This is a genomic window from Paenibacillus sp. WC2504 (assembly GCF_052682475.1).
This window is the reverse complement of the sequence record NZ_JBQZFH010000001.1, coordinates 7415033-7436500: the sequence shown is the minus strand read 5'-3', so window position 1 is coordinate 7436500 and position 21468 is coordinate 7415033. Positions and strand designations below refer to the sequence as shown.

General features: G+C 49.4%; 18 protein-coding genes and 1 riboswitch. Of the genes, 17 read left to right on the top strand and 1 reads right to left on the bottom strand.

All coding sequences use genetic code 11. The features are described 5' to 3' along the window. Position 1: 1 nt before the first annotated feature. The 3 genes from ACUN27_RS33890 (at position 2) to ACUN27_RS33880 (ending at position 2962) form a co-directional block, all read left to right on the top strand. On the top strand, positions 2-934 hold the full coding sequence (locus tag ACUN27_RS33890; protein ID WP_445560375.1) for an aldo/keto reductase: 933 nt from the start codon (positions 2-4) through the stop codon (positions 932-934). A 143-nt stretch (positions 935-1077) separates the two neighbouring features. Beyond that, a riboswitch (cyclic di-AMP (ydaO/yuaA leader) is annotated at positions 1078-1227 on the top strand. Position 1228: 1 nt separating this feature from the next. After that, a complete protein-coding gene (locus ACUN27_RS33885) occupies positions 1229-2134 on the top strand; it encodes a C40 family peptidase (RefSeq protein ID WP_315955765.1) in 906 nt (301 codons plus the stop codon). A 168-nt stretch (positions 2135-2302) separates the two neighbouring features. Further along, a complete protein-coding gene (locus tag ACUN27_RS33880; protein WP_315955766.1) occupies positions 2303-2962 on the top strand; it encodes a hypothetical protein in 660 nt (219 codons plus the stop codon). A gap of 77 nt (positions 2963-3039) precedes the next feature. Here the strand turns inward: ACUN27_RS33880 and ACUN27_RS33875 are convergent, their stop codons facing one another. Continuing rightward, positions 3040-4221, bottom strand: coding sequence for a glycosyltransferase (locus tag ACUN27_RS33875; RefSeq protein WP_445560374.1), 1182 nt, complete (start codon positions 4219-4221; stop codon positions 3040-3042). 102 nt (positions 4222-4323) lie between these two features. Between ACUN27_RS33875 and yyaC the strand changes: the two genes are divergently transcribed. The 14 genes from yyaC (at position 4324) to ACUN27_RS33805 (ending at position 21439) form a co-directional block, all read left to right on the top strand. After that, positions 4324-4857 carry a spore protease YyaC gene (gene yyaC / locus ACUN27_RS33870; RefSeq protein ID WP_315955768.1) on the top strand — a complete coding sequence of 178 codons (534 nt, stop codon included), beginning with the start codon at positions 4324-4326 and terminating at the stop codon, positions 4855-4857. A 30-nt stretch (positions 4858-4887) separates the two neighbouring features. Beyond that, complete coding sequence (locus tag ACUN27_RS33865) at positions 4888-6690, top strand: ABC transporter ATP-binding protein (protein WP_445560373.1); 1803 nt, start codon at positions 4888-4890, stop codon at positions 6688-6690. A gap of 380 nt (positions 6691-7070) precedes the next feature. Then, entirely contained in the window at positions 7071-8051 is a 981-nt protein-coding gene (locus ACUN27_RS33860; protein ID WP_445560372.1) for a phosphotransferase enzyme family protein, read from the top strand. A 58-nt stretch (positions 8052-8109) separates the two neighbouring features. Beyond that, on the top strand, positions 8110-8559 hold the full coding sequence (locus ACUN27_RS33855; protein ID WP_445560371.1) for a hypothetical protein: 450 nt from the start codon (positions 8110-8112) through the stop codon (positions 8557-8559). Positions 8560-8615: 56 nt separating this feature from the next. Next, on the top strand, positions 8616-8879 hold the full coding sequence (locus ACUN27_RS33850; RefSeq protein ID WP_315955772.1) for a hypothetical protein: 264 nt from the start codon (positions 8616-8618) through the stop codon (positions 8877-8879). A 103-nt stretch (positions 8880-8982) separates the two neighbouring features. After that, positions 8983-9870, top strand: coding sequence for a LysR family transcriptional regulator (locus ACUN27_RS33845; protein WP_315955773.1), 888 nt, complete (start codon positions 8983-8985; stop codon positions 9868-9870). Positions 9871-9975: 105 nt separating this feature from the next. Further along, complete coding sequence (locus ACUN27_RS33840) at positions 9976-10413, top strand: rhodanese-like domain-containing protein (protein ID WP_315955774.1); 438 nt, start codon at positions 9976-9978, stop codon at positions 10411-10413. 190 nt (positions 10414-10603) lie between these two features. Continuing rightward, positions 10604-12610 (top strand): helix-turn-helix domain-containing protein, encoded by a 2007-nt coding sequence (locus ACUN27_RS33835; RefSeq protein WP_445560370.1) that lies wholly within the window; start codon positions 10604-10606, stop codon positions 12608-12610. Between the two features lie 48 nt (positions 12611-12658). Beyond that, positions 12659-13123, top strand: coding sequence for a helix-turn-helix transcriptional regulator (locus ACUN27_RS33830; protein WP_445560369.1), 465 nt, complete (start codon positions 12659-12661; stop codon positions 13121-13123). A 129-nt stretch (positions 13124-13252) separates the two neighbouring features. Beyond that, positions 13253-14620 (top strand): aspartate aminotransferase family protein, encoded by a 1368-nt coding sequence (locus ACUN27_RS33825; RefSeq protein WP_445560368.1) that lies wholly within the window; start codon positions 13253-13255, stop codon positions 14618-14620. 34 nt (positions 14621-14654) lie between these two features. Next, positions 14655-16418, top strand: coding sequence for an IucA/IucC family protein (locus ACUN27_RS33820; RefSeq protein WP_445560367.1), 1764 nt, complete (start codon positions 14655-14657; stop codon positions 16416-16418). A 2-nt stretch (positions 16419-16420) separates the two neighbouring features. After that, entirely contained in the window at positions 16421-17659 is a 1239-nt protein-coding gene (locus tag ACUN27_RS33815; protein WP_445560366.1) for an MFS transporter, read from the top strand. Positions 17660-17669: 10 nt separating this feature from the next. Further along, entirely contained in the window at positions 17670-19490 is a 1821-nt protein-coding gene (locus ACUN27_RS33810; protein ID WP_445560365.1) for an IucA/IucC family protein, read from the top strand. Then, positions 19490-21439 carry an IucA/IucC family protein gene (locus ACUN27_RS33805; protein ID WP_445560364.1) on the top strand — a complete coding sequence of 650 codons (1950 nt, stop codon included), beginning with the start codon at positions 19490-19492 and terminating at the stop codon, positions 21437-21439. Before ACUN27_RS33810 ends, ACUN27_RS33805 begins: the two co-directional genes overlap by 1 nt. Positions 21440-21468: the final 29 nt, after the last annotated feature.

The window sequence follows — 21468 nt, the reverse complement described above, 5'->3', positions numbered from 1 at the left end:
TATGAAAGCGAAAAAGCTTGGACATGCAGGTTTTGACATCTCAAACATAACTTTTGGCTGTTGGGAGCTTGGAGGCGGCCCCTGGGAGTTCACGAACGACCAAAATAATATCGAGCTCATCCGTAAAGCGTTCGAGCTGGGCATCACAACGTTTGATACAGCTGAAGGCTACGGCAATGGACACTCGGAAGAGATCGTCGGCGCTGCTTTGGCGGATATACGTAAGCAATGCATCATTACGACGAAGGTGAGTCGAAGCAATCTAGCTCCTCAAGACGTAAGGAGATCGGCAGAAAACAGTTTGAAACGTTTGAAGACTGATTACATAGATGTTTATTACATTCACTGGCCAAGTTTTGAGATCCCGGTGCAGCATACGCTTGGTGAATTTGTGAAGCTGAAAGAAGAAGGCTTGATTCGGGCTATCGGCGTTTCGAATTTCTCTTTGGAGCAGCTGAAAGAAGCGGTAAACTATGCGCAAATCGATGTGATTCAGCCGGAATACAGTTTGCTGCACAGAGCTATCGAGCCAGAGATTTTGCCATTCTGCCAGAAACATAACGTTGGTGTAATGAGCTACAGCTCGATCGCCAAGGGGATACTGACAGGCGCGTTCCATCTTCATGGCAGGACGCTGAAAGAGGGAGACTTCCGCAAGGAGAGAAGGCTGTTCCTACCGGAGCATCTGGAGGCGGAGAAAGAGCTTTTAGCTGTCATGAAAGAAATGGCGGATGCCAAGGACGCTAACGTAACACAGATCGCAATTGCTTGGCTGCTGCACCAGGAAGCACTTACTTCGGCTATTATAGGGACACAGGATGAGCATCATCTTGAAAATAATATCAAAGCGGCCTCATTGTCATTATCCGATTCAGAGGTAGCAACTTTGAACACAGTCAGTGATCGTGTGCTATCCGTAATTGGCTACTCCTAATCGCAAGCAAAACCACCCTATTGGGTGGTTTTTTTTGTCTATTATCCCGTGTATTCCGTACGCAATATGCGACAAAATCTATTGGTAAAACTTACCGTTTCGCAAAGCTTGTACCTACCAATTAAACTATGCTAGTCTAACATAGACAAAAAATGCCGAATCTTGGAGCATCGCAAGCTCTGGTACGGGGGACTTCTTTATTTGGGGTGAATGAGCGCTGCTAGCTGAGCGTACTAGGGAAAACCTCTTCCCGAACCCGTCAACTAACCTCGGAGGCGTCAAGGAGGCAAGGTTTTGAAATCTTTTTCTTCACGTCTTATTTGTTCATGCGCACTATTATGCGCCGCAGTACCGATGTTTACAGCACACTCCGCTCAGGCTGCATCCACGCCTACGGACAGCCCTGTCAAGGTGCAAGTCAATGATGAGCTGCTGAAGTTTCCGGAAGTTCAGCCTTATATTGATAACAAGGGCATCATGCAAGTTCCACTCCGAGTGCTATCTGAGAAGCTGGGCTATCAGGTGAGCTGGGAGAAGCAAGAGGACCAAATCGAGGTCACACTGGTTAACAAACAGCAGTCCATCTTACTTATTACAGAGCAGCAACAAGCGCTTGTGAACAGTAAGAAGATCAGTTTGGAAAGCAGTCCAACCGTGTACCAAGGGAATACATATGTTCCACTGCGTTTCATCACGGAAACCTTCGGTTCGCCAATTGAATGGAATGAAGCCAATCAGATTGCGATTGTGGATGTGGATGGAAAATCACACAAGCCAGCCTGGATTGCGCCGCCACCACCACCAGCACCTAAGGTTGTAGCCGCGGCCGCTCCCGTTGTTCCGTCAGTGAGTGAGCAAATTATTCAGACGGCAAACTCCTATATGGGCGTGCCTTATGTATGGGGTGGGACGACGCCGAGAGGATTTGATTGCTCCGGTTTTGTGCGATTCTTGTTTCAAGCGAAGGGGATCGATTTGCCCCGTACGTCAGCGGAGATGCACAGTGAAGCAGGTACGAAAGTGACGGATTTGAAAGCCGGAGATTTGGTATTTTTTGCTTCAAAAACAGTGAATCACGTAGGCATTTATCTTGGCAACGATCAATTCATTTCAGCGACTACATCCAGAGGCGTGGCTGTGGATAGCCTTTCGAGCGCTTATTGGAGCGCAAGGTATGTCGGAGCGAGAAGAGTTCTGTAAGGATAGGACTATCGAACACTTGTTTCTATGTTCTTTCGAATGAAAGGCATAGAAGGCAGGTGTTTTTTTTCGTTCGCACAATCATGCGATTTTTATCGAAATTTTATGGTTTTTAGCCTATAATGAAGAAATGTTTGGAAGAAAGAAAGAGCAGGTGAACACGAGCGCATGCAATTAAGTGTCTGGAAGAGTTGGTTTCATAAAAAGAGACATTCGAGTGTAGCAGATAGCATGTATACCGTGGATAAGGGACCTGCAATGCCAGATGAGGTCAGGGAAGTTATTCAGCAGTTTTTCCGTACATACAATCATTTCAAAGGGGCCAGAAGCCTGCAAACGGATACGTTTATCAAAGAAGTATTTTATGCAACGAAGCAGGATCCGAGAGACCAGCGAACAGTTGAAGAAATGGAAGCCTATATTCAACACAAGAATGTGCTGCGATTGCGCTTGAAATCTTATGTAGTCGATGAGTATCTTAGTCTAGGCGAAAAAATATGTATGATTGGTGTTACGAGGGAATTTAGCAACAATCACAAGAATCGCGTCTTGTATTTTCTCATTAAAGAAAACGATTCCTGGAAGTTTCACCATATCGCAAGGTCGCATCATGGCACCATTTTAGATAAATTTCAAATTAAAGAACAAACAGGTTTCGTCGTAGGCAACGATAAAGCCGCGCTCCTGTTCCTTACACACTCCAGTTCGTTAGATGCCTCCACGTTTATTACGGGAGATTATGTGCATGCGGAGGGGTATTTGGAAGTGGAACAAGAGTCGAGCAGCCATTTGTATTATAGGGTTGTGCGAATGAATCGTGTTCACTAGAACGATAAGATGATGCCACAAACCGTGAGGGTAAGCTTTGCTCTATCGAGTAACGCTTATTTGGCGTTTGTCCAAGGTTACCTTTTACTTCTTTTAAGTTCACGAAGCGAATAAAAAGTGCCTCTCCAGTAAATGCCGCCTTGTTTCCAAGTAAGCCAAACGGAGCGAACGATTGTATAAACAAGCAGTGAAGCGCTGACCGGAAGCAGATAGGCCGTATCACCTCTAAGACTCATTAATCGGGACATTAGCTTGCGATAGAGCCAGATTTGCAGGATAACCGCAACCGCATAGACGGCTCCGCGCCAATCCCAGAGGAAGAGGAGGCCAAGCCAGGGGCATATAAAAAAGCCGATCTGTCCCAAACAAGCTAGCAATGCGACCATATAGCTGTAACGAAAGCCGGAAAACAGGTTTTTTTCCAGTCCAATTACCGCATCTTTGAGCGAACGGTACCATTCCACTTGAAGCAGGTGTTTGGCAGACAGCACTCTTTGGCGATAACCTGCTCTTTTGAGGAAGATACCTAACTGTAGATCATCGTCAGGTCGTAAAGCGATCGCTTTATGCATGCCAATCGCTTCGTAGGCGCTCCGGCTTACCATATTAAAGGCTCCGATACCGATGCCCGGTCCTTTCGCGTTGTCGATATTCGCACGCCAAGGTCGAACGAACAAAGAAAATGAGAACAGAAAGAAATGGACGAATCCTTTGAGTAAAGCGCCTCTCGCAAACATATTGGGGGTCAGCGTGAGATGGTGCACATCCTGTTCCTTCATATAGGTGACTGCGTCGGTTATCGTACCGGGAGCGAAAAGAATATCCGCATCTGTAAAAAGCAAATACTGCCCTCTAGCCTGGAGATACCCTTGGTATAGCGCATGGTTTTTGCCAAGCCAACCATCCGGCAGATGCGTGATGTGAATGATTTGCAGTTTGGTACGGATGTCCTGCTTACCTTCCGACCACTTGCGCAGTTCCTCCAACCGGACACCGGTAGCATCCCGAGATCGATCATTCACGGCAATGATCTCGAGGCGCGGGTAATTTTGGGAAAGCAGATGCTTGACGGTTTCGCGGATTGTCGTTTCCTCTTCTTTGGCTGCGATGATGACGGATACGAGCGGTGGCTTGTCCGAGAAAGGAGTGAGCGGAGACTTAGGCAGCGTTCGCAGGTTGGGCAAACCTTTTAACACATCCACAGTGACGTATAACCAATACAGGAGGGTCAGAAGAGCGATGATGCCTAGAGTGGACACAGGATACCTCCTTATGGAAGAATAGAAGTTGATCGCATTATATCATTCATCCTTAGTAGGGGGAAATTTTTGCTGGAAGCTTGTAAGAGGAGGTAATGATGGATGGGGGAAACGTTGGACAAAAGGGAGCAATTTTGGAAAAAAATGAATGGCGAGCAGTTGGCTTCCTTTCTTGCAACCATTGGAAAATCGTCTGAGTTGGAGCCAAGCGCGCTCTTTTTTGTATGTATCGGGACGGATCGATCAAGCGGCGATGCTTTGGGCCCGTTAGTAGGCAGCAAGCTCGTTCAGTTTGGATATCCTCATGTTATAGGGACGTTGGAAGCACCTTGCGATGCCAGTAATATCGCGGCGCGTCTGCAGGAAATCCCGCAGGGCCATGTCGTTATTGCGATAGATGCTTGTTTGGGTCAAAAGCTATCGGTTGGCATGTACCAAGTATCGAATCAGCCCCTGGCGCCAGGGAAGTCGGTTGGCAAAGATTTACCGCAGGTTGGCGATTATACAATTGCCGCTATTGTTAATGTGGATGGCCCTAGGCAGTATAACATTTTGCAAACGACGTCGCTTTACAGGGTTATGAATATGGCGGATGAAGTGGTGAAAGCGATTCGGCATGCATTTCCCCTTGCATAGACAGTTAAAGTAACAGAATGGAGGATGAAAATGGCACCAGGCGATATGAGGCGTCTATCCGATAGGGACCGGCCTAAAGCGAAATTGAAGGATGTGTCGGTTAAAAGAATTCTGTCCTTATTCCGAGGATACTGGGGACAACTGTTAGGCATTATCGGATTGGCGCTGCTTGCAGCTGTGGTCGGATTAATCCCCCCTTTGGTCATGAAGGAGATCATTGACCAGGCGATTCCGCAAGGAAGTATGAAGCTGCTGGCCGAGATGGCAATGCTCATGCTGCTGCTTCCAGTCCTGAGCGGTGTGCTGGGCGTATGGCAAAATCACCTCAATACCAAAGTAACGCAAGGGGTTATCCGGGATTTGGGGCTGTCTTTGTTTCAAAATTTGCAGCGCCAGTCGATGGCGTTCTACACGGATGCCAGATCGGGCGAAATCGTACAGCGGATTACGGGAGATGTCCAAGCTGTTCAAGGGGTGGTAACCTCCCTTGTGGTTTCTTCCATCACCCAGCTTGTCATCGTTGCGACAACGATTGGAATTTTGTTTGCCCTGGATTGGAAATTGGCCATTATCGCTGTGCTGATTCTTCCTCTTTTCATGATGCCGGTTAAAAAGGTTTCCAAGCTGCGCAAGGCGCTTCGCATCGAAACACAAAAGGTGAGGTCCGATATTACCTCGCAGCTGAGTGAAAACTTCGGTATCTCCGGCGCTTTGTTGACCCGTATTTTTGGCAGGGAGCGGCAGCAGGAGGCTGAATTCAAGGCGATGAACCAGAAGGTAATGGATCTGGAGCTGCGGCTCAATCTGGTCGGCCGATGGTTCGGGATGGCGACGAGCACGCTCGGGCCGCTCGGTACAGCCATTATTTACTTGTATGGCGGGTACTCGGTTATTTCCGGCACCATGTCACTTGGGGCGATTGTTGCTTTCTCGGCCTATCTCGGCAGACTGTATATGCCTGTAGGCACACTACTGAACCTACAGGTAGAAGTTGGGACGGCGCTGGGCGTATTTCAGCGCATTTTTGAATACCAGGACATGGTGCCCGATGTCATGGATGCTCCTGATGCGCGGCCGCTGAGCCAAGTGGCGGGGCGAGTGGCTTATAAGCAAGTTTCCTTCGCTTATAAGCCAGGGCAGTACGCGCTGCGGGACGTCACGTTCGAGGCGCAGCCGGGCGAAATGATCGCGCTCGTCGGGCCGAGCGGCGCCGGAAAATCGACGCTGATCGGCATGATCGCGCGGCTGTACGACCCGACGGAGGGGATCGTCGAGGTCGACGGCGTGAACGTCCGCGACGTAGGGCTTGCCTCGCTGCGCGCGCAAATCGCGTACGTGACGCAGGAATCGTTTCTGTTCCACGCGACGATTGGCGACAACCTGCGCTTCGCGCGGGAGGACGCTACGCGTGAGGAGATGGAGGCCGCGTGCCGCCAGGCCTACATCCACGATTTCATCGTGTCGCTCCCCGAAGGGTACGACACGATGGTTGGCGAGCGCGGGCACCGGCTCTCCGGCGGCGAGCGCCAACGGATCGCGATTGCTCGCGCGATCCTGAAGCGCCCGCGCATCCTCATCCTCGATGAGGCGACGTCGCACTTGGACTCGGAATCCGAGTCCTATGTGCAGGCAGCGCTCGAGGAGCTGATGCAAGGGCGCACGACGCTCGTGATCGCGCACCGGCTCTCCACGGTGCTGGCCGCCGATCACATTCTGGTGATCGAAGCGGGCAGCGTCGTGGAGCGGGGCACGCACCGCGAGCTGTTGGCTCTTGACGGGCTGTACGCGCGGCTGTACAGCACGCAGTTCGCCAAGACGGAAGAAGAGGCGTAGGGGACAGCCCTGCCCTGGAAGGTCTGGAAAGACCTTTCGGGGTTTTTTTGTGTTTTGAAGAGAAGGGGAGCGCGAGGTAGGGGAACTATGGCCCTCTATTTTGGCCGGGACCAGCGATTTGGCTTTGGGGTGGGAACTACGGTCCCCTATTTTGCTGTTCTCTGAGCTGGAAATGCCTTCTTGGGCGAGAATAGGGTCCTGTAGTTCCACTTCACGAGGGAAACATGCCGATTTTGCCCAAATAACGGTCTGAAGTTCCCTTCGGCTATCCAACGGTTGCACCGGAGAGACACTTAATGTGGAGATTGCAGGATTTGGTGCATAAACCGCTAACTATAGGATATTCCCACATGTCGGTGAGAGGACAAGGAGTAAAAACGATGGTCGAGATTAACCAGGTGCTGGAGGAGATCGTAAGCGATATTTATGAGAAGTTTGGTAGGAGCGTTACGGATGCTTGCCGGCTTAATAGAGGTTGGCTGAATGTGAAATGGCGGTTTACGACGGATCATGGTCCTGCATTCGTTAAGTTTTATCATCCGGATCGGTATAAGCTGCATGTACCGGAGAAAAGGAGAAAGATAGAGTTGACTCTATCTTTGCAGCAGCGACTGCATGAGTCAGGTTTGTCTTGTCCAGAGGTTTATGCCTCCTCAGAGGGAGTGTTCATGCATGAGACCTCGGCTGGTCACTATTATGTGATCATGAACTGGGTGGAGGGGAATGTTCCAATTCCCGGTAGCATGGGCCATTCTCATATGGTTGATTTGGGTAAAACAACAGGCCATATGCATCAACTGCTTCAGAAGGTTCCGCTAGCCAAACAAGCATGGAAACCGGATCAAGCAGCATGTCTGAAGGAGCTTCAAGCTAACCTGGAGCAAGCGATCCAGAACAATAACCTGCGACTGACTGCCTTGCTGGAAAAGGCGATCAGGAACATTCAGACGCTGGATTTTGAACGGTTTTCGGAGTGCCCGGTCGGCTGGCTGCACTGGGATCTGTGGGCGGATAATCTGCTGCTAGATGCGGAGGGGATAGCGGCGATCGTCGATTTTGACCGAATGGACGTGGCTTATCCAGAAATTGATATCGCTCGAGCTGTGTTGTCCGGTGCATGGGAGGTTGGCGGGATTCGAGTGGATACGGTTCATGCTTTTTTACATGGGTATCGGGAGCATGCTGAGGCGCCTAAGGGAAAACTTCTGCGGGCTGTTCAGATGCTGTATTTAATTGAATCCGTTTGGTGGCTTCGTACGGAGATTTATGAGGAGACTGGCGTCCCGGTGCGGTTTTTGCAGGAGATGGAGTGGCTGACTGAGCAGTGGGACAAGCTGCCGGAATTAATTGGGCACTTGTAGTAAACTTCCATGATCTGCACAAGCTAACTGCAAATAAGTAGAATGTGAGGTTGTTATTTTGAAAATACTTATGTGCATTTGGATGGTTGTCCTCCTGTTGAGTGCCAGTTATAATCCAGTTTCAGCAGCTGACGGGGCAGAAGTGTTTGATATTCAGAAGGGTGAGGTCGTGAAGATTATTCCCCACTCGGCCAAACTGCAGAGCGAAGCAGAGAAGTGGCTAGCAGCGATTGAAGGTCCTGTAGGTTCTATGAACATTGAGCCAGATAGTGGAATAGCTATTAAAATTGAGCTTGCGCCCCCTTTGAAAATCAACAATCCATGGCTTAAGGGAACGGTCACGCAAGTTGTCTTATTTGTAAGTCAGTCGGATACATACATTCCAAAGCTTTTAATTTTTACACAGGAAAATAATACGCTCGCAATGACGCTTAAGTATGATTTACATACATTCTTCATTAGGAATAATCTTTACCACCCACAGCTAAACCTGTCCATGCCAAACTAGAACTCTTGCATACGATATAGGGAATCGTATTTCTAGTAGGAAGCGGGTGAGGTTCCATGAAAAAAACGCAGGCAGCTAGATTGGAAAATCAGGTGTATTCCAATCGGGTGGCGAGATCGGAGTTCGATAAAAACTGGCGGACGGTGATAAGCAGAGGTGGGTATATCATCTATATTGCGACGGCTAATCAGGCCAAAGTGACCGTTTTGCTGAATAACGGGTCAAGCAAATTAATCACCTTCAATAAAGGCGGCAGGGTGTTGGTTGGTTCTGGGGGCGTTAGTCATTATAGTAAACCCCATTTTGCCAAAGACCTTTAAATAGAAGTAGGAAGATGAAGGCTGCCGAGGTTCGGTGGCTTTTTTTACGCCCAGATATGGTACGATGTAAATAATATGTTTGCAGGAAGAGAGGTCATCCATAGTGGAATTAACGTATTTAAAAACCTTTCGAGAAGTAGCCAAATGGGGCAGCTACACACGCGCCGCGGAAGTGCTTGGGTATGCGCAGTCGAGTATTACGACTCAAATTCAAAAGCTGGAGGAAGCTTACGGTGCCGTTCTTGTAGAACGGTTCGGAAGAAGTATGAAGCTGACGCTTGCCGGCGAGGCGCTTTTGCAATATGCCAACGACATTTACAGGCTCCATGAGGAGTCTAAGGAGGTCGTTTCTCGGCAGTCCAAAGGTATACTGTCCATTGGAACGATAGAAACGTTAGCTGCTTTTTTCCTTCCGCCGCATCTTCAGACGTACCGCCAGCATTTCCCGGAAATCAATGTGATGATTCAACCGGGCAATGAGCCTTTCATTATTGAAGCTGTAAAAGAGGGGGCCCTTGATGTGGGCATCATTTTGGATCCGCCTTTTAGCGATCCTGAGCTTTATTGCCGCATTTTAAGGGAGGAAGAGTTGGTTATCATCGCTAGTCCTGCGCACAAATTTGCCGGTGTCAACGGCGTACAGATCGGAGATTTGGAGAAAGAATCGTTAATTCTAACGGAAGAGGGCTGTACATACAGGGCCATGCTGCTTAGGACACTGAAAAGTAATCAAATTCCCTTTTCATTGTCTTACGAGTTCGGAAACCTGGAAGCAATCAAGCAGTGCGTCATGTACGGTCTTGGCATTGCGTTATTGCCGCGCATCGTTGTTGCTGAGGATATTCAGAAAGGCCGGCTCACCGCGGTTCCGCTTGTTCATCCGGATTTTAAATTCTATACGCAGCTTATTTATTCGAAGAAAAAATGGCAGTCCAAAGCATTTACCGGCTTCTTAGACGTTCTCGGTGCATCCAATTATCAGAATGAATGAAGTATAGTATCGATTTCTATCGATAACTCCATGGTTTAGGAACGTGTTATAGTCAATTCAAGTCATTCAGCGATTGAAAATAACACTCAAATGGAGGTCTTCATTATGAACAAACAACCCTTAATTTCACTAGTCCTGGAAACACCTGCTGCTTCACCGGAGGCTGTACATCGCCATTTTATGAATAAATTAGCGGTCGAAACGGATGTAGCGGATGTGCGCTATGACATGCAGCATGGGATCAATGATTTCTTGCTGATTGATGTGAGGAGCAGTAAGGCGTATACGGAATGTCATATCCCCGGTGCAATCAATGTGCCGTCAAACCAGATCAATGAGGAGACGACCGCTGCATTTTCCAAAGACCAAGTGATTGTTGTCTACTGCTGGGGGCCAGCATGCAATGGAGGTACGAAAGGCGCAGCCCGTTTATCTGGACTTGGATTTAAAGTGAAAGAAATGTTAGGCGGAATTGAGTATTGGCGCAAAGAAGGAAACGAGGTAGAGGGCACATTGGGGCAAGCGGCTCCATTGATTGGATAGTATTATAACCGGAAAAAAGGCACTTCCTCGGTCATTTGATGACTTTGGGGGCGCCTTTTTCTTTTCTGATTGGAGGGGAATGGATATAAAGGGTTTTTTAGATAAAACAATTGATATTGATTATCAGTATCAATATAATAAAGTTATTGAATAGGTAATCACCCAACAAATACCAGGAGGTGAACGGATATTGTCTTTTCAGGAGCAAATCTTGCTTTGGAATCATGCGGCGCTGAAAGTGTTGGACGTACGTCGTACGACTATGCAGCCAGGTGAAAGTATACATGGTTATCAGCTTCCGGCGAGTGTATTTCTGTATGCATCTCGGGGAAGGGCACAGTTGCTGCTTGATCATACGGTGTATTCAGCGGATAAATGTCATGTTTGTCATGCGGGCAAGGGCACTTTTCTTGATATTGTCAATGTTATGGAGACTTTTGAGTATTTTATGGTGTTCTATAAAGCCGTTCTGGCGCTTCCTGCCAGGAAAGATCTGCTGCGACTGCAGGAGAAAAGCAATCCATTTAAATTGCAGTTTGGATTCATGCCGCAGCATTCGCTCTCCTTGTTTCTGCAGATGGAAGAAATGTACCAACAATGGATACAGCTTGGCGCATTGGAAAAGTTCCATGTCAAAGCGTTATTTCACCGTTTTGTCTATGAGATGCTGCAGCAATTACAGGAGCAGGGCGGCGAAATGACAGGCCCAGAGCCTGTCGGTCAAGCGATTCGCTATATGCAGGAACGTTATGCGGAGCAAATTACGCTGCAGGGATTGGCGGAGCTGCTGGACTGCAACGGACGACAACTGCAGCGGCTATTCAAAGCGCAGGTCAGCATGGGGCCAATGGAATATTTGATGCAGGTCCGATTGGGGAAAGCGAAATCGCTTCTGCAACACACAGACGTACCGATTACCGAAATTGCAGAGGACGTTGGATATGCGGACAGTTACTATTTTAGCCGAATATTTAAAAAGCATGTTGGCGTCTCTCCACGCCGATTTAGGGAGAAGTCGGGTCAGGCTGATTTCCGTCGTCAAAATCCATTGGTTTTGTCGCATTTTCCTATTGTTCCCAGTAAATTGCAAACGTATAGTGGGTTAGGTGAGGATGAATATCATTATCGAAATCTGGGTGGAAGTATGACGTCCTATGCCAACTCAAGTCCAAAGTCTTCTATTGCCATTGGCTTCATGATGACGCTTGCCTTGCTCCTTAGTGTATGTTCAGGACCGGCCGCTGTGAGCGCTCAGGCAGACGGGAGTTTAGTTTATACAAAAAGAGCTTTGGTACAGTCTACGGCAGTAGTCGGAGGGACGTCAGAGTCGACTGCTATGGCTTCTGTACAGACAACTCGTACGATCACACATCTTAAAGGCGAACTGCCCCTGGACAAAATACCCGAAAAAATTGTTGTACTCGATGCGCAATATATCGATCAGTTGTTGGCGCTTGGCACACAGCCCGTTGGCACGGTGATTGCTACATCGGATGTTTCGGAATTCCCCGCCTATCTTTCACATCAGCTGAGTGGCATCCAATTGATGGGGACTAAGGAGAAGCCTGACCTCCAAGCGATTAGGCTGGCAGAGCCCGATCTTATTATTTGCACGGAGTTTCAGGCGCATAAATATGACGAGCTTGCTCAGATGGCGCCGACGCTGCTGCTGGATCGGAATGCGGATTGGCGTTCTACGCTTCAAACATTCGGGCAGATTTTGGACAAAGAGCAAGAGGTTCCTTACGTATTAGCCTCCTATGAGCATAAGATAGCTACTCTGCAGGCTGCGTTGGCAAGCAAGTTAGGCGGCGAGACAGTTGCTTTAATCAGACCGCGCGATTATCAGATTCGGCTTCATACGATTGCACATCGCACAGCGGATATCCTGTACGGAGATCTAGGGATTCAAGCCCCGGATTGCGCTAAGGATAAGGAGAGTTCCAGCAAGTGGATTTCCCTGGAGTCGCTTCAACATGTTGATCGCTTACTAGTTTTAACTGACGATTCCAACAAAGAACTGATTAGTGAATATCAGAAATCCGAAGAGTGGCAGCGTCTAAGGGCCGTGCAAGCCAATCAAGTGTACTCGGTTAATACAACAATGTGGATCGGATATTACGGTCCTATTGCCATCGATCTTATCTTGGATGAGATAGCAGAAGCTTTCCTGCAAGAAAATTTGCCGACGGTATAGAGATACTAGTGTGAGAGTCACCTACTATATACGGATGGAGAAGAGAATATGACCTTAACCAAAGTGCGATTGACGATCGATTCCAGTGCGGAGGATGAATTGGCACGTGCTAAACTGATCGATTTGCATCAAATTGTCGTTGATCAGGTGATGCGGCTCAAGATAAATGAATCGGTGAAAGTCACGATTGAATATGGGGGAGCCGATCTGGAAGATCGGCTTTCTTCGCGAACGGTGGCTAATGGCGAGAATGATGGGGATGAACCGCAAAGTGGGAAAATGGAAAGCTTGAGTGAGAGGCAGCGGCAAATCGCCGAGATGCTCTGCAACCATTATTCGATTAAACGAATTGCGGAAGAGCTTTATGTAAGTATAAATACCGTCAAGAAACATATTCAGAATATGAAAAAAGCACTCAATATCGATGTTTCGGGCGCAGATTTTATTTATACGGTGAAAAAAATACTTCAATATGGGGGCAGTGAGAGTAAGGTGATGCTTCAATCGGAGTAGTGATATTATCTGATCGGAGAATTTACGGTATTCGGACTTGTTTGGTATGCTAATTATGTTAAATGATAATGATTATCATTATTATGTAGATAACATCAAATAAACAAGATCTGAAGGAGTGAAGCAATAATGGTTAATCTTACTGTCACGAAACAGTCCCAAAATACGCGCTATCTCGAAAGCCAATCGCAGCGGGAATCCAATGCGAGATCGTATCCTAGAAGGCTTCCGATTGCGATACAAGAAGCGGAGGGAATTTACGTAAAAGATATGGACGGCAAGGTGTACTACGATTGCCTTGCAGGAGCCGGGACGCTTGCGCTCGGTCACAATCATCCTGTGGTCGTTGACGCGATCAAGCAAATGCTGGACAGCAAGCGACCGCTGCACACGCTGGATTTGACGACTCCGCTCAAGGAGCAATTCGTGGATGAGCTGTTTGCCAGTTTGCCGGAGGAATTCGCCAAGAACGCACGCATCCAGTTCTGCGGTCCAACAGGCGGAGACGCCATCGAAGCTGCGATTAAACTTGTCAAAACGGCTACAGGCAACCGCAGCATCTTGTCCTTCCAAGGCGGATACCACGGATCAACCCATGCGGCCATGAGCCTAAGCGGAACGCTTGGGCAAAAAGAAAAGGTGAACGGCCTGATTCCGGATGTACACTTCATGCCATACCCCTATGCCTATCGCTGCCCTTTTGGCGTCGGCGGAGAACAGACACATGAGCTTTCCTCCCGCTATATCGAAAATTTACTCGACGATCCCGAAAGCGGCATTGTTTCTCCGGCCGGCATGATTTTTGAGGTCGTGCAAGGCGAAGGCGGGTCTATCCCTGCACCTGTGGAATGGCTTCGCGAAATGAGGAGAATTACGCAAGAGCGGAATATTCCACTCATTATTGATGAGGTGCAAACAGGGCTTGGCAGGACCGGTAAGCTGTTTGCTTTCGAGCATGCCGGCATCATTCCGGATGTGCTGGTGCTGTCCAAAGCGATTGGCGGAAGCTTGCCTCTTTCAGTTGTCATTTATAACAGCAAATTGGATGTATGGAAGCCAGGCGCGCATATCGGCACGTTCCGGGGCAATCAGATGGCGATGGCGGCAGGTCTGGCTACACTGAAGTTCATTAAGGAGCATGACGTACCAGGTAATGTAGAGAAGCTTGGCCAACATCTGCGCAAGCATTTAAACGAGTTGAAACTTGATGTGAACTGTATCGGAGATGTGCGTGGAAGAGGCTTAATGGTCGGCGTAGAAATCGTCAACGCGAAAGCAGCGTTGGATCGGCTTTGCCATTATCCTCAGTATCCCGAGTTGGCTAGAAGGATACAGCAGGAGTGCTTCAACAGGGGGCTAATCCTGGAAGTCGGAGGCCGACATTCTTCCGTCATGCGGTTCTTGCCACCGCTGATCGTCACGCAGCAGCAATTGGATGAAATTGCGCGTCTGTTCAGTGAAGCTGTTCATGCGGCCTGCGCTGCTTTGGATGCGTGAGCGGAGCGGTAGAGAGAGGAGAGATCGACCACGAATGTTACAACAGCAAACGGACGCAACCGCGAAAAGCACGGAGCTGGCGGAAACGGCGACCATACGCGCATTGCTAAACAGCTATTTGAGAGAAACCGGAGAAAGAGACCCAAGGGCAGCAATCCCCGGATTACGATATTTTATTGATTCCTTTCCTAAGCAAGGCGATCCGTTTATGCTTCATCTTCCCATGATCGGCAAAACGATCACCGGGGCCATAACGTATTACTCGGCTATTGGCCAGCATACGTATGGATCGTTCTTTTATGAAGCCATATCCGGTGGTGTATTTCGTGAGCTGAACCTGGAGCGGTTGCTTACGCTGCTGCTCGCAGAGCTGGGAAAAAGTGATAAGGCTGAAAATGGTCTTAATGACGAACAGCGGGTTAGATCCCGAATCGACAATAGCTACCGGAAAATGAGCCTGTATATGGAGCATTTTCTTAATCAAACCCAGTCGCAACTCGCCTGGAAGCCGGAATACGTCCGCTCGGAGCAGTCGCTCTATATCGGTCATCCGTTCCATCCTTATCCGAAAAGCACCGAAGGTTTTGACTTTAGTGAGCTTGCCGCTTACAGCCCTGAGATGGGTGCTTCCTTTCAACTGCATTATTTTGCAGTCCGCAAAGAGTTGGTGCATGAAGAGTGGCTGGATGGAGAAGAAGCCGTGGCGCTTCGGCCTTTTGCTACTCTGCATGCGCGTCAGCAAATAGGCGATGCAGCAGGAAGCTACAAATTGCTGCCTATGCATCCTTGGCAGGCGGTTCACGTCCTGCGCCAGCCGCAAATTCAGGAAAGGATGAAGAAATCGGATATCATCAGCCTTGGTTTATGCGGTCCTGTCGTATATCCGACTTCATCGGTAAGAACAGTGTGGGAACCGGCCGGAGGCTACGGCTTCAAGCTGCCGCTGCATGTTCGCATCACGAATCTGCTGCGCGAGAATACACAGGAGCAAGCAGAACGGACAATGGATGCGGCACGTGTGCTGCATCATCTTAAGAATGCGTGCAACAATGATCATTTTCAGATTCTTTCCGAAACGGGCTACAGCAGTGTTAAGTTGGCGGAGATGCCAGAGGAATGGTCAGCCTGTTTCACGGTCATTTACCGTCCAATGAAGCTTCCTAACCCATCCTCGTACGTACTGGCTTCGGCATTAGAAAGCTTGCCAGGGCAAACGGAGCCTAAACTGATCCAGGCAATTAGACAAAGCGGGCAGGGGACGCTGCCTGACTTGCGGGAGTGGTTGGCTGCATACTTGCGAATCTCGATGGTATCGCTGCTGCGTCTTCTAGCCGAGCAGGGAATCTCCTTCGAGGCTCATTTGCAGAACTCGCTCGTGTCCTTGAAGAATGGCATGCCCGATTGCTTCTATGTGCGTGACCTCGAAGGTGTGAGCATCGACCGCCGCAAGGCAGTTAAAGCCGGCTGGACTCAAAAGCTGCTGGCAGAGAACAGCCCAGTGCTCTACGAAGAGTCTGAAGCTTGGATGAGAACGAAATATTATTTCTTCGTGAATCACTTAGGTTCTCTAGTTCATACGATTGCGGCCTATAGCCGTGAAGCCGAGGAGCCATACTGGCGCATTGTCCAGGACGTGCTCCAACAAGAGCGTTCGAGAGCGGACGAAAGGATGCTTCCTTACCTTGACGATTTGCTGCATAGCGAAAGCCTGCCTGCGAAAGCCAACTTTACAAGCTGCTTTTTATCTAGGGGAGAAAAACCGTTGTTTGTCGACATCCCGAATCCGATGAAGGTGTAATTGTGGAGAAGTGGAAACGGAATCTTTACATTTTATACGTCGGTCAATTTCTGGCTATGGCCTCAACGAGCAGCATCACCCCCTTTTTACCGCTGTACTTACAAGAACTTGGACTTACGGATCCGAAAAAGGTGCTTTTCTGGTCCGGTATGATCTACGGAGCGAACCTGTTGACGGCCTTTCTGTTCTCCCCGATCTGGGGGAAGCTGGCCGACCGCTATGGTCGCAAAGTGATGCTCGTCCGATCCGGCATCGGCATGGCGGTCACGATTACGTTAATGGGCGTTGCCACCAGCCCGGTGCATTTGCTGCTGCTGCGCCTCGTCAATGGCGTGCTTTCCGGGTTCGGCCCGGCGGCCATCGCCCTTACCGCCACGAATACGCCGAAAGAGCGCAGCGGATATGCGCTGGGTATTTTACACTCCGGGGCGGTAGCCGGAACGATTTGCGGGCCGCTGCTGGGCGGCTTGATGGCTGACCATTTCGGCCTGAGAGAGGTATTTTTTTATACCGGCATCAGCATTTTTGTAGCCGCCCTAATCGTTATTTTCGGCGTTAAGGAAAAGTTCGAGAAGAAAGTGAAAGCGGAAAAGAAAACAGATCTGATTCAGGATTTTAAAATCATTGTGGCTAGAAAGCCAATTGCCTCGCTTTTCGTCTCCTCCGCAATATTAAGGGCGGCAATGATCGGCACCCTGCCGCTCATTCCGCTATATGTACAGCATTTGGCGGCCGGATCCGATAATCTGGTCGTTCTGGTAGGGATCACCTCAGCATTCATGGGGATTGCCAATATGATCACAGCTCCGTATCTGGGCAAGCTCGGCGACAAATACGGTTCGCATCGCATTTTTGTCTATGCGGTACTTGGTGCGATTGTGTTTTCGATCCCGCAGGCGTTTGTCCACCAGTTGTGGCAGTTAATTGTCTTAAGGTTTTGCACCGGCGCTTGCATTGGCGGCATGATGCCATCGATGAATGTGCTGATTCGGCAGTATGCACCGGCTGGTATGGAGAGCCGCACATACAGTTATGTTAACTGCGCAGTGCTGCTTGGCGGCTTGGCAGGCTCACTCGGTATGGGCGTCATCGCGTCGAACTTTGGCTTGCCGATGATCTTCCTGTGTGCAGCCGGATTGCTAATTATGAGTAACATTTGGATGAGAGTGAACGTGTTTCCCCACATCACGCAGCGCAAGGAAACAGCTGCCCTGGCTGTCGGTCAGGAAATAATCAATTGAGGTGTAACGAATGAATACGACACAATGGGTATCTGCAAGCCAAGTTGATTTGGATAAAAAAGTAGAGGAACGGGTGCTTGGCCAGTTAATTGAAGCTGTTCTTTATGAGCAAATTGCCATCCCCTTAAGTGGGGTGCCGGCTTCCGGATTTGATGGGGAGCTTGTTCTGCAAGGGAAAGCGGTTGACGGGGAGACGGTTGCATACCGTTTTCAGGCAAAAAGAAAAATGACCTTTGACCGCATCCGTTTAGCCAGAGATACGATCAAGCGCCAGAAGGGGAAGGAAGAATGGGCCACTGCGCAAGTGTCTCAGTTCGTCCTGGAAGTGCTTGGCCAGATTCAGCCGGACAAAGAACGGCTGGGCATGCTGCTTCAAGAGCTGCAAAGCACGTTCGTGAACGATGTGCAGGCTCAGGCATACCGGACATCTTTGCCACAAACAGGGCAGCAGCGCAGCTATGATGAGTTGGAAAGCTTGCTGGACGGCCATCCGTATCACCCGTGCTATAAATCTCGAATCGGCTTCAGCTTAGAGGAGAATGCACGTTACGGCCCTGAGTTTAATCAAGATCTGCAGCCTGTATGGCTGGCCGTTGCTAAGGCTCATTGTCAGCTTTCCCTTTTGGAAGGCGAAGATTATCGGAACATGATTCAGGATGAACTTGGCCGTGACGTTGTTAGCTGGTTCGAGGCGAATTTGACCGAAAAAGGGTTGAATGCGGCCGATTATCTGTTCATGCCTGTTCATCCTTGGCAGTGGGAACACATGATTACCTCTGCCTTTCAGCAGCAGCTAGTGGATTCTACAATCGTGAAGCTTGGGTGTGGGGATGATGTATACCGTGCGCAGCAATCCATTCGCAGTTGGGCGAATCAGTCGAACCCAGAGAGAGCTTATTTGAAAATGGCGCTGAATATTACGAATACATCGACCAGGCGCATGCTGGCGAAGCATACGATTCTGAACGCGCCGCTTGTTTCACGTTGGTTGTTATCACTGACGGAGAAAGATGAGACGGCTCAAAAGCTTGATCTTGTTTTTCTGGCTGAATATGCAGGCATTACCTATGAGTACGATAAGCTTCCAGGTGACTTGCAGCCGCAGGCTTACGGGAACTTGGGGGCCGTGTGGAGACGAAGCGTACACCGTTTCTTGAAAAACGGCGAAGCCGCTATTCCGCTGAGCTCAGTCACGTATGTAGACGGTCAGCAGCCATTCATTGAGCCGTGGGTAGAGCAATATGGCCTCCAGGCCTGGACGCGTCAGCTGCTTCATGTAGCGATAACCCCGCTGATTCACATGCTGTATGCGCACGGATTGGCGATGGAGTCGCATGCTCAAAATATCGTGCTCATCCATCAGGACGGCCTGCCTGCTCGACTGGCGTTGAAGGATTTCCACGATGGCTTGCGATTCTCCAAAGCGCAGCTTCCGCAGCCGGAGCTTTGTCCGGATCTGAACTTAGAACCTGCAGCGCACCGGGCAATCAACCGGCATTCCTATATGCAAACGGATGACTTGGAAGCCGTGAAAGATTTTCTGCATAGCGCCTTTTTCTTCGTGTGTTTAGGCGATATCGGGATATTTTTGAACGAGCGTTACGAGCTTGAAGAGTCGGAGTTTTGGCAAATGGTCGCCGATGTGATTCAGCAGTATCAACAGGAGCACCCCGAGCATGAGGATAATTTTAAAAAATATGATCTCTTCTCCGATACAATTCGGATCGAACAATTAGCGCGTAGAAGGCTGTGGAAGGACATGGAAGTCGATCCAAAGCATGTTCCGAACCCCTTAGCACATTATCGTTTCTCACAAGGAGGCCATATATAATGCCAAACAAACAGAAGGGCAATAAGGCTGAACAACGGGTAATGGAAGATCTGGTGAATGCTTTACTGGCGGAACAATTTCTAGAAGGTCATGCGTCTGTAGAGCTGCTGGCCAAAGAAGAGTGGACTTCAACTGCCTCTCAGGACGATCAGTTGAAAATGGTTCAGCAGCAATTTGGAGCTGAGGTCGAAGCACAGGCAACTCATGTATACCGGTGGAAGCTGGAGGATGCCGTCATTGTGTTTCCAGTGAGCACGTCGATCACACAGCCATATCGGTTTGAAGCTTCCTACGGTGTGTTTAAAGTGAACCAAGGAAAACTGTCCAGGCTCGGCTCGCTGGAGCTTATGGGGCATGTTGCGACTCTTTACGCCAATGACCCGGTGGCGGTCGATCCATATGGAGCGGTGAAATTCCTGCATATGCTCGAACAAACGCTGCTGCAAACCTCATTTTCGCTGGAAAATGAACAGCCGAGAGCGCCTATTCTTGCATTGCCGCAGGCGGCCTCCTTGCTGGAGGCAGAACGCAAAGCGGCTTACCGTGACCGGCCTTTTCATCCGGTGTCCAAAGTGAAGCAAGGGTGGGCTTATGACGAGTGCAGCAGCTACACGGCTGAATTCGGCCGTCCGATCACGCTGAACTGGATGGCTGTGAAGCAAGATTACGTCGTATCCGGGCTTGAGGAAGGGCGCGAGTTGTTCCCGGTAGACCTGCTGCTTTCGGAGGAGGAGCGAAACCAAATCAACGCGGAGCTGGACCGACGCGGTCTAGGTGAAGGCGCGTATACAGCGATTCCTGTGCATCCGTGGCAGATGTCCGCGATTTTGCCGGAGCAGATTAAAAGGGAGCTCGAAGAGAAGATCTGCATTCCTTTGGAGACGGAAACGGGCACCTTCTACGCAACGTCGTCCGTGCGTTCCGTAATGCCGGAAAATGAGAGCCCTTATCATGTGAAGCTGCCGTTAGGCATTTATTCACTTGGCGGACTCCGTTATTTATCAGCGATTAAGCTGATGAACGGGCAGCAGGCGGAGTCATTGATGAGACAAGCCGTGGAGCGGGATGCCGTGCTGAAACAAAAGCTGTTTTTATGCGATGAAACGAAATGGTGGGCGTATTTGCCGGAAGATCGCGATTTGTTCGCGGACTATCCAAGACATTTATCGACGATGATTCGGGAATATCCGGCAGAGCTTGTCCAAGATGCTGATATTCGTCTGCTGCCGATGTCGGCGCTATCGGTTCACGAATCCGTGGAAAACGGGCATCTATTTGATGAGTGGTTAACATGGATAGGATCGGATCTTAATACCGATGCCGTCGTGCAGCTGTTTCGTGAAGTGCTGGTGTCCTATTTCGAGATCTGCTTCCGCTTGTTCCGACTCGGGATGATGCCGGAAGTGCACGGTCAGAACTGCGTGCTGGTTTGGAAACAAGGCAAAATCGAAGGCCTGCTGCTTCGCGATCATGATGCGCTGCGCGTGCATGTGCCTTGGTTAAACGCGAATGGTCTTGAAGACCCGGCGTACACGCTCCGTGCGGGATATCCGAACTCGCTGTATCACGATCAGCCGCAAAAGCTGTTGACTTTTTTCCAAATGCTAGGCATTCAGGTGAACAGTTACGCCATATTGAAGAGTGTTGCGCACTACTACGGCTTGAACGAAGCCTTCTTGTGGAAAGAGCTCCATTCATGCCTAGAGGAAGCCATCCAGAAAGCAGAACTGCCGGATGAAGTAGCGAACGTTCTGAATGACGCGCTGTTCGTTAAGGCTGCTTGGCCATGGAAGCAGATTGTGCGTCCGCTTCTTAAGAAGCAGGCGCTGCGCGTTCCGGGCAGCATGCCTTTTGGTCAAGGCGAGGTGGCGAATCCCTTTCATGTTTTGAGTGAGGCACATCAGTCAAAGGACTTGAGCAAAGAAGCTCAGCTGACGAGTCGCGCATAATTAACAATGTTAACGATAGGAGTGATCAC

What these genes read in the sequence shown, in the direction of transcription:
- ACUN27_RS33890 (WP_445560375.1), top strand. Translation starts at nt 2, where the DNA reads ATGAAAGCGAAAAAGCTTGGACATGCAGGTTTTGACATCTCAAACATA.
- ACUN27_RS33805 (WP_445560364.1), top strand. Translation starts at nt 19,490, where the DNA reads ATGCCAAACAAACAGAAGGGCAATAAGGCTGAACAACGGGTAATGGAA.
- ACUN27_RS33865 (WP_445560373.1), top strand. Translation starts at nt 4,888, where the DNA reads ATGGCACCAGGCGATATGAGGCGTCTATCCGATAGGGACCGGCCTAAA.
- ACUN27_RS33825 (WP_445560368.1), top strand. Translation starts at nt 13,253, where the DNA reads ATGGTTAATCTTACTGTCACGAAACAGTCCCAAAATACGCGCTATCTC.
- ACUN27_RS33820 (WP_445560367.1), top strand. Translation starts at nt 14,655, where the DNA reads ATGTTACAACAGCAAACGGACGCAACCGCGAAAAGCACGGAGCTGGCG.
- ACUN27_RS33810 (WP_445560365.1), top strand. Translation starts at nt 17,670, where the DNA reads ATGAATACGACACAATGGGTATCTGCAAGCCAAGTTGATTTGGATAAA.
- ACUN27_RS33860 (WP_445560372.1), top strand. Translation starts at nt 7,071, where the DNA reads ATGGTCGAGATTAACCAGGTGCTGGAGGAGATCGTAAGCGATATTTAT.
- ACUN27_RS33840 (WP_315955774.1), top strand. Translation starts at nt 9,976, where the DNA reads ATGAACAAACAACCCTTAATTTCACTAGTCCTGGAAACACCTGCTGCT.
- ACUN27_RS33880 (WP_315955766.1), top strand. Translation starts at nt 2,303, where the DNA reads ATGCAATTAAGTGTCTGGAAGAGTTGGTTTCATAAAAAGAGACATTCG.
- yyaC (WP_315955768.1), top strand. Translation starts at nt 4,324, where the DNA reads ATGGGGGAAACGTTGGACAAAAGGGAGCAATTTTGGAAAAAAATGAAT.
- ACUN27_RS33850 (WP_315955772.1), top strand. Translation starts at nt 8,616, where the DNA reads ATGAAAAAAACGCAGGCAGCTAGATTGGAAAATCAGGTGTATTCCAAT.
- ACUN27_RS33830 (WP_445560369.1), top strand. Translation starts at nt 12,659, where the DNA reads ATGACCTTAACCAAAGTGCGATTGACGATCGATTCCAGTGCGGAGGAT.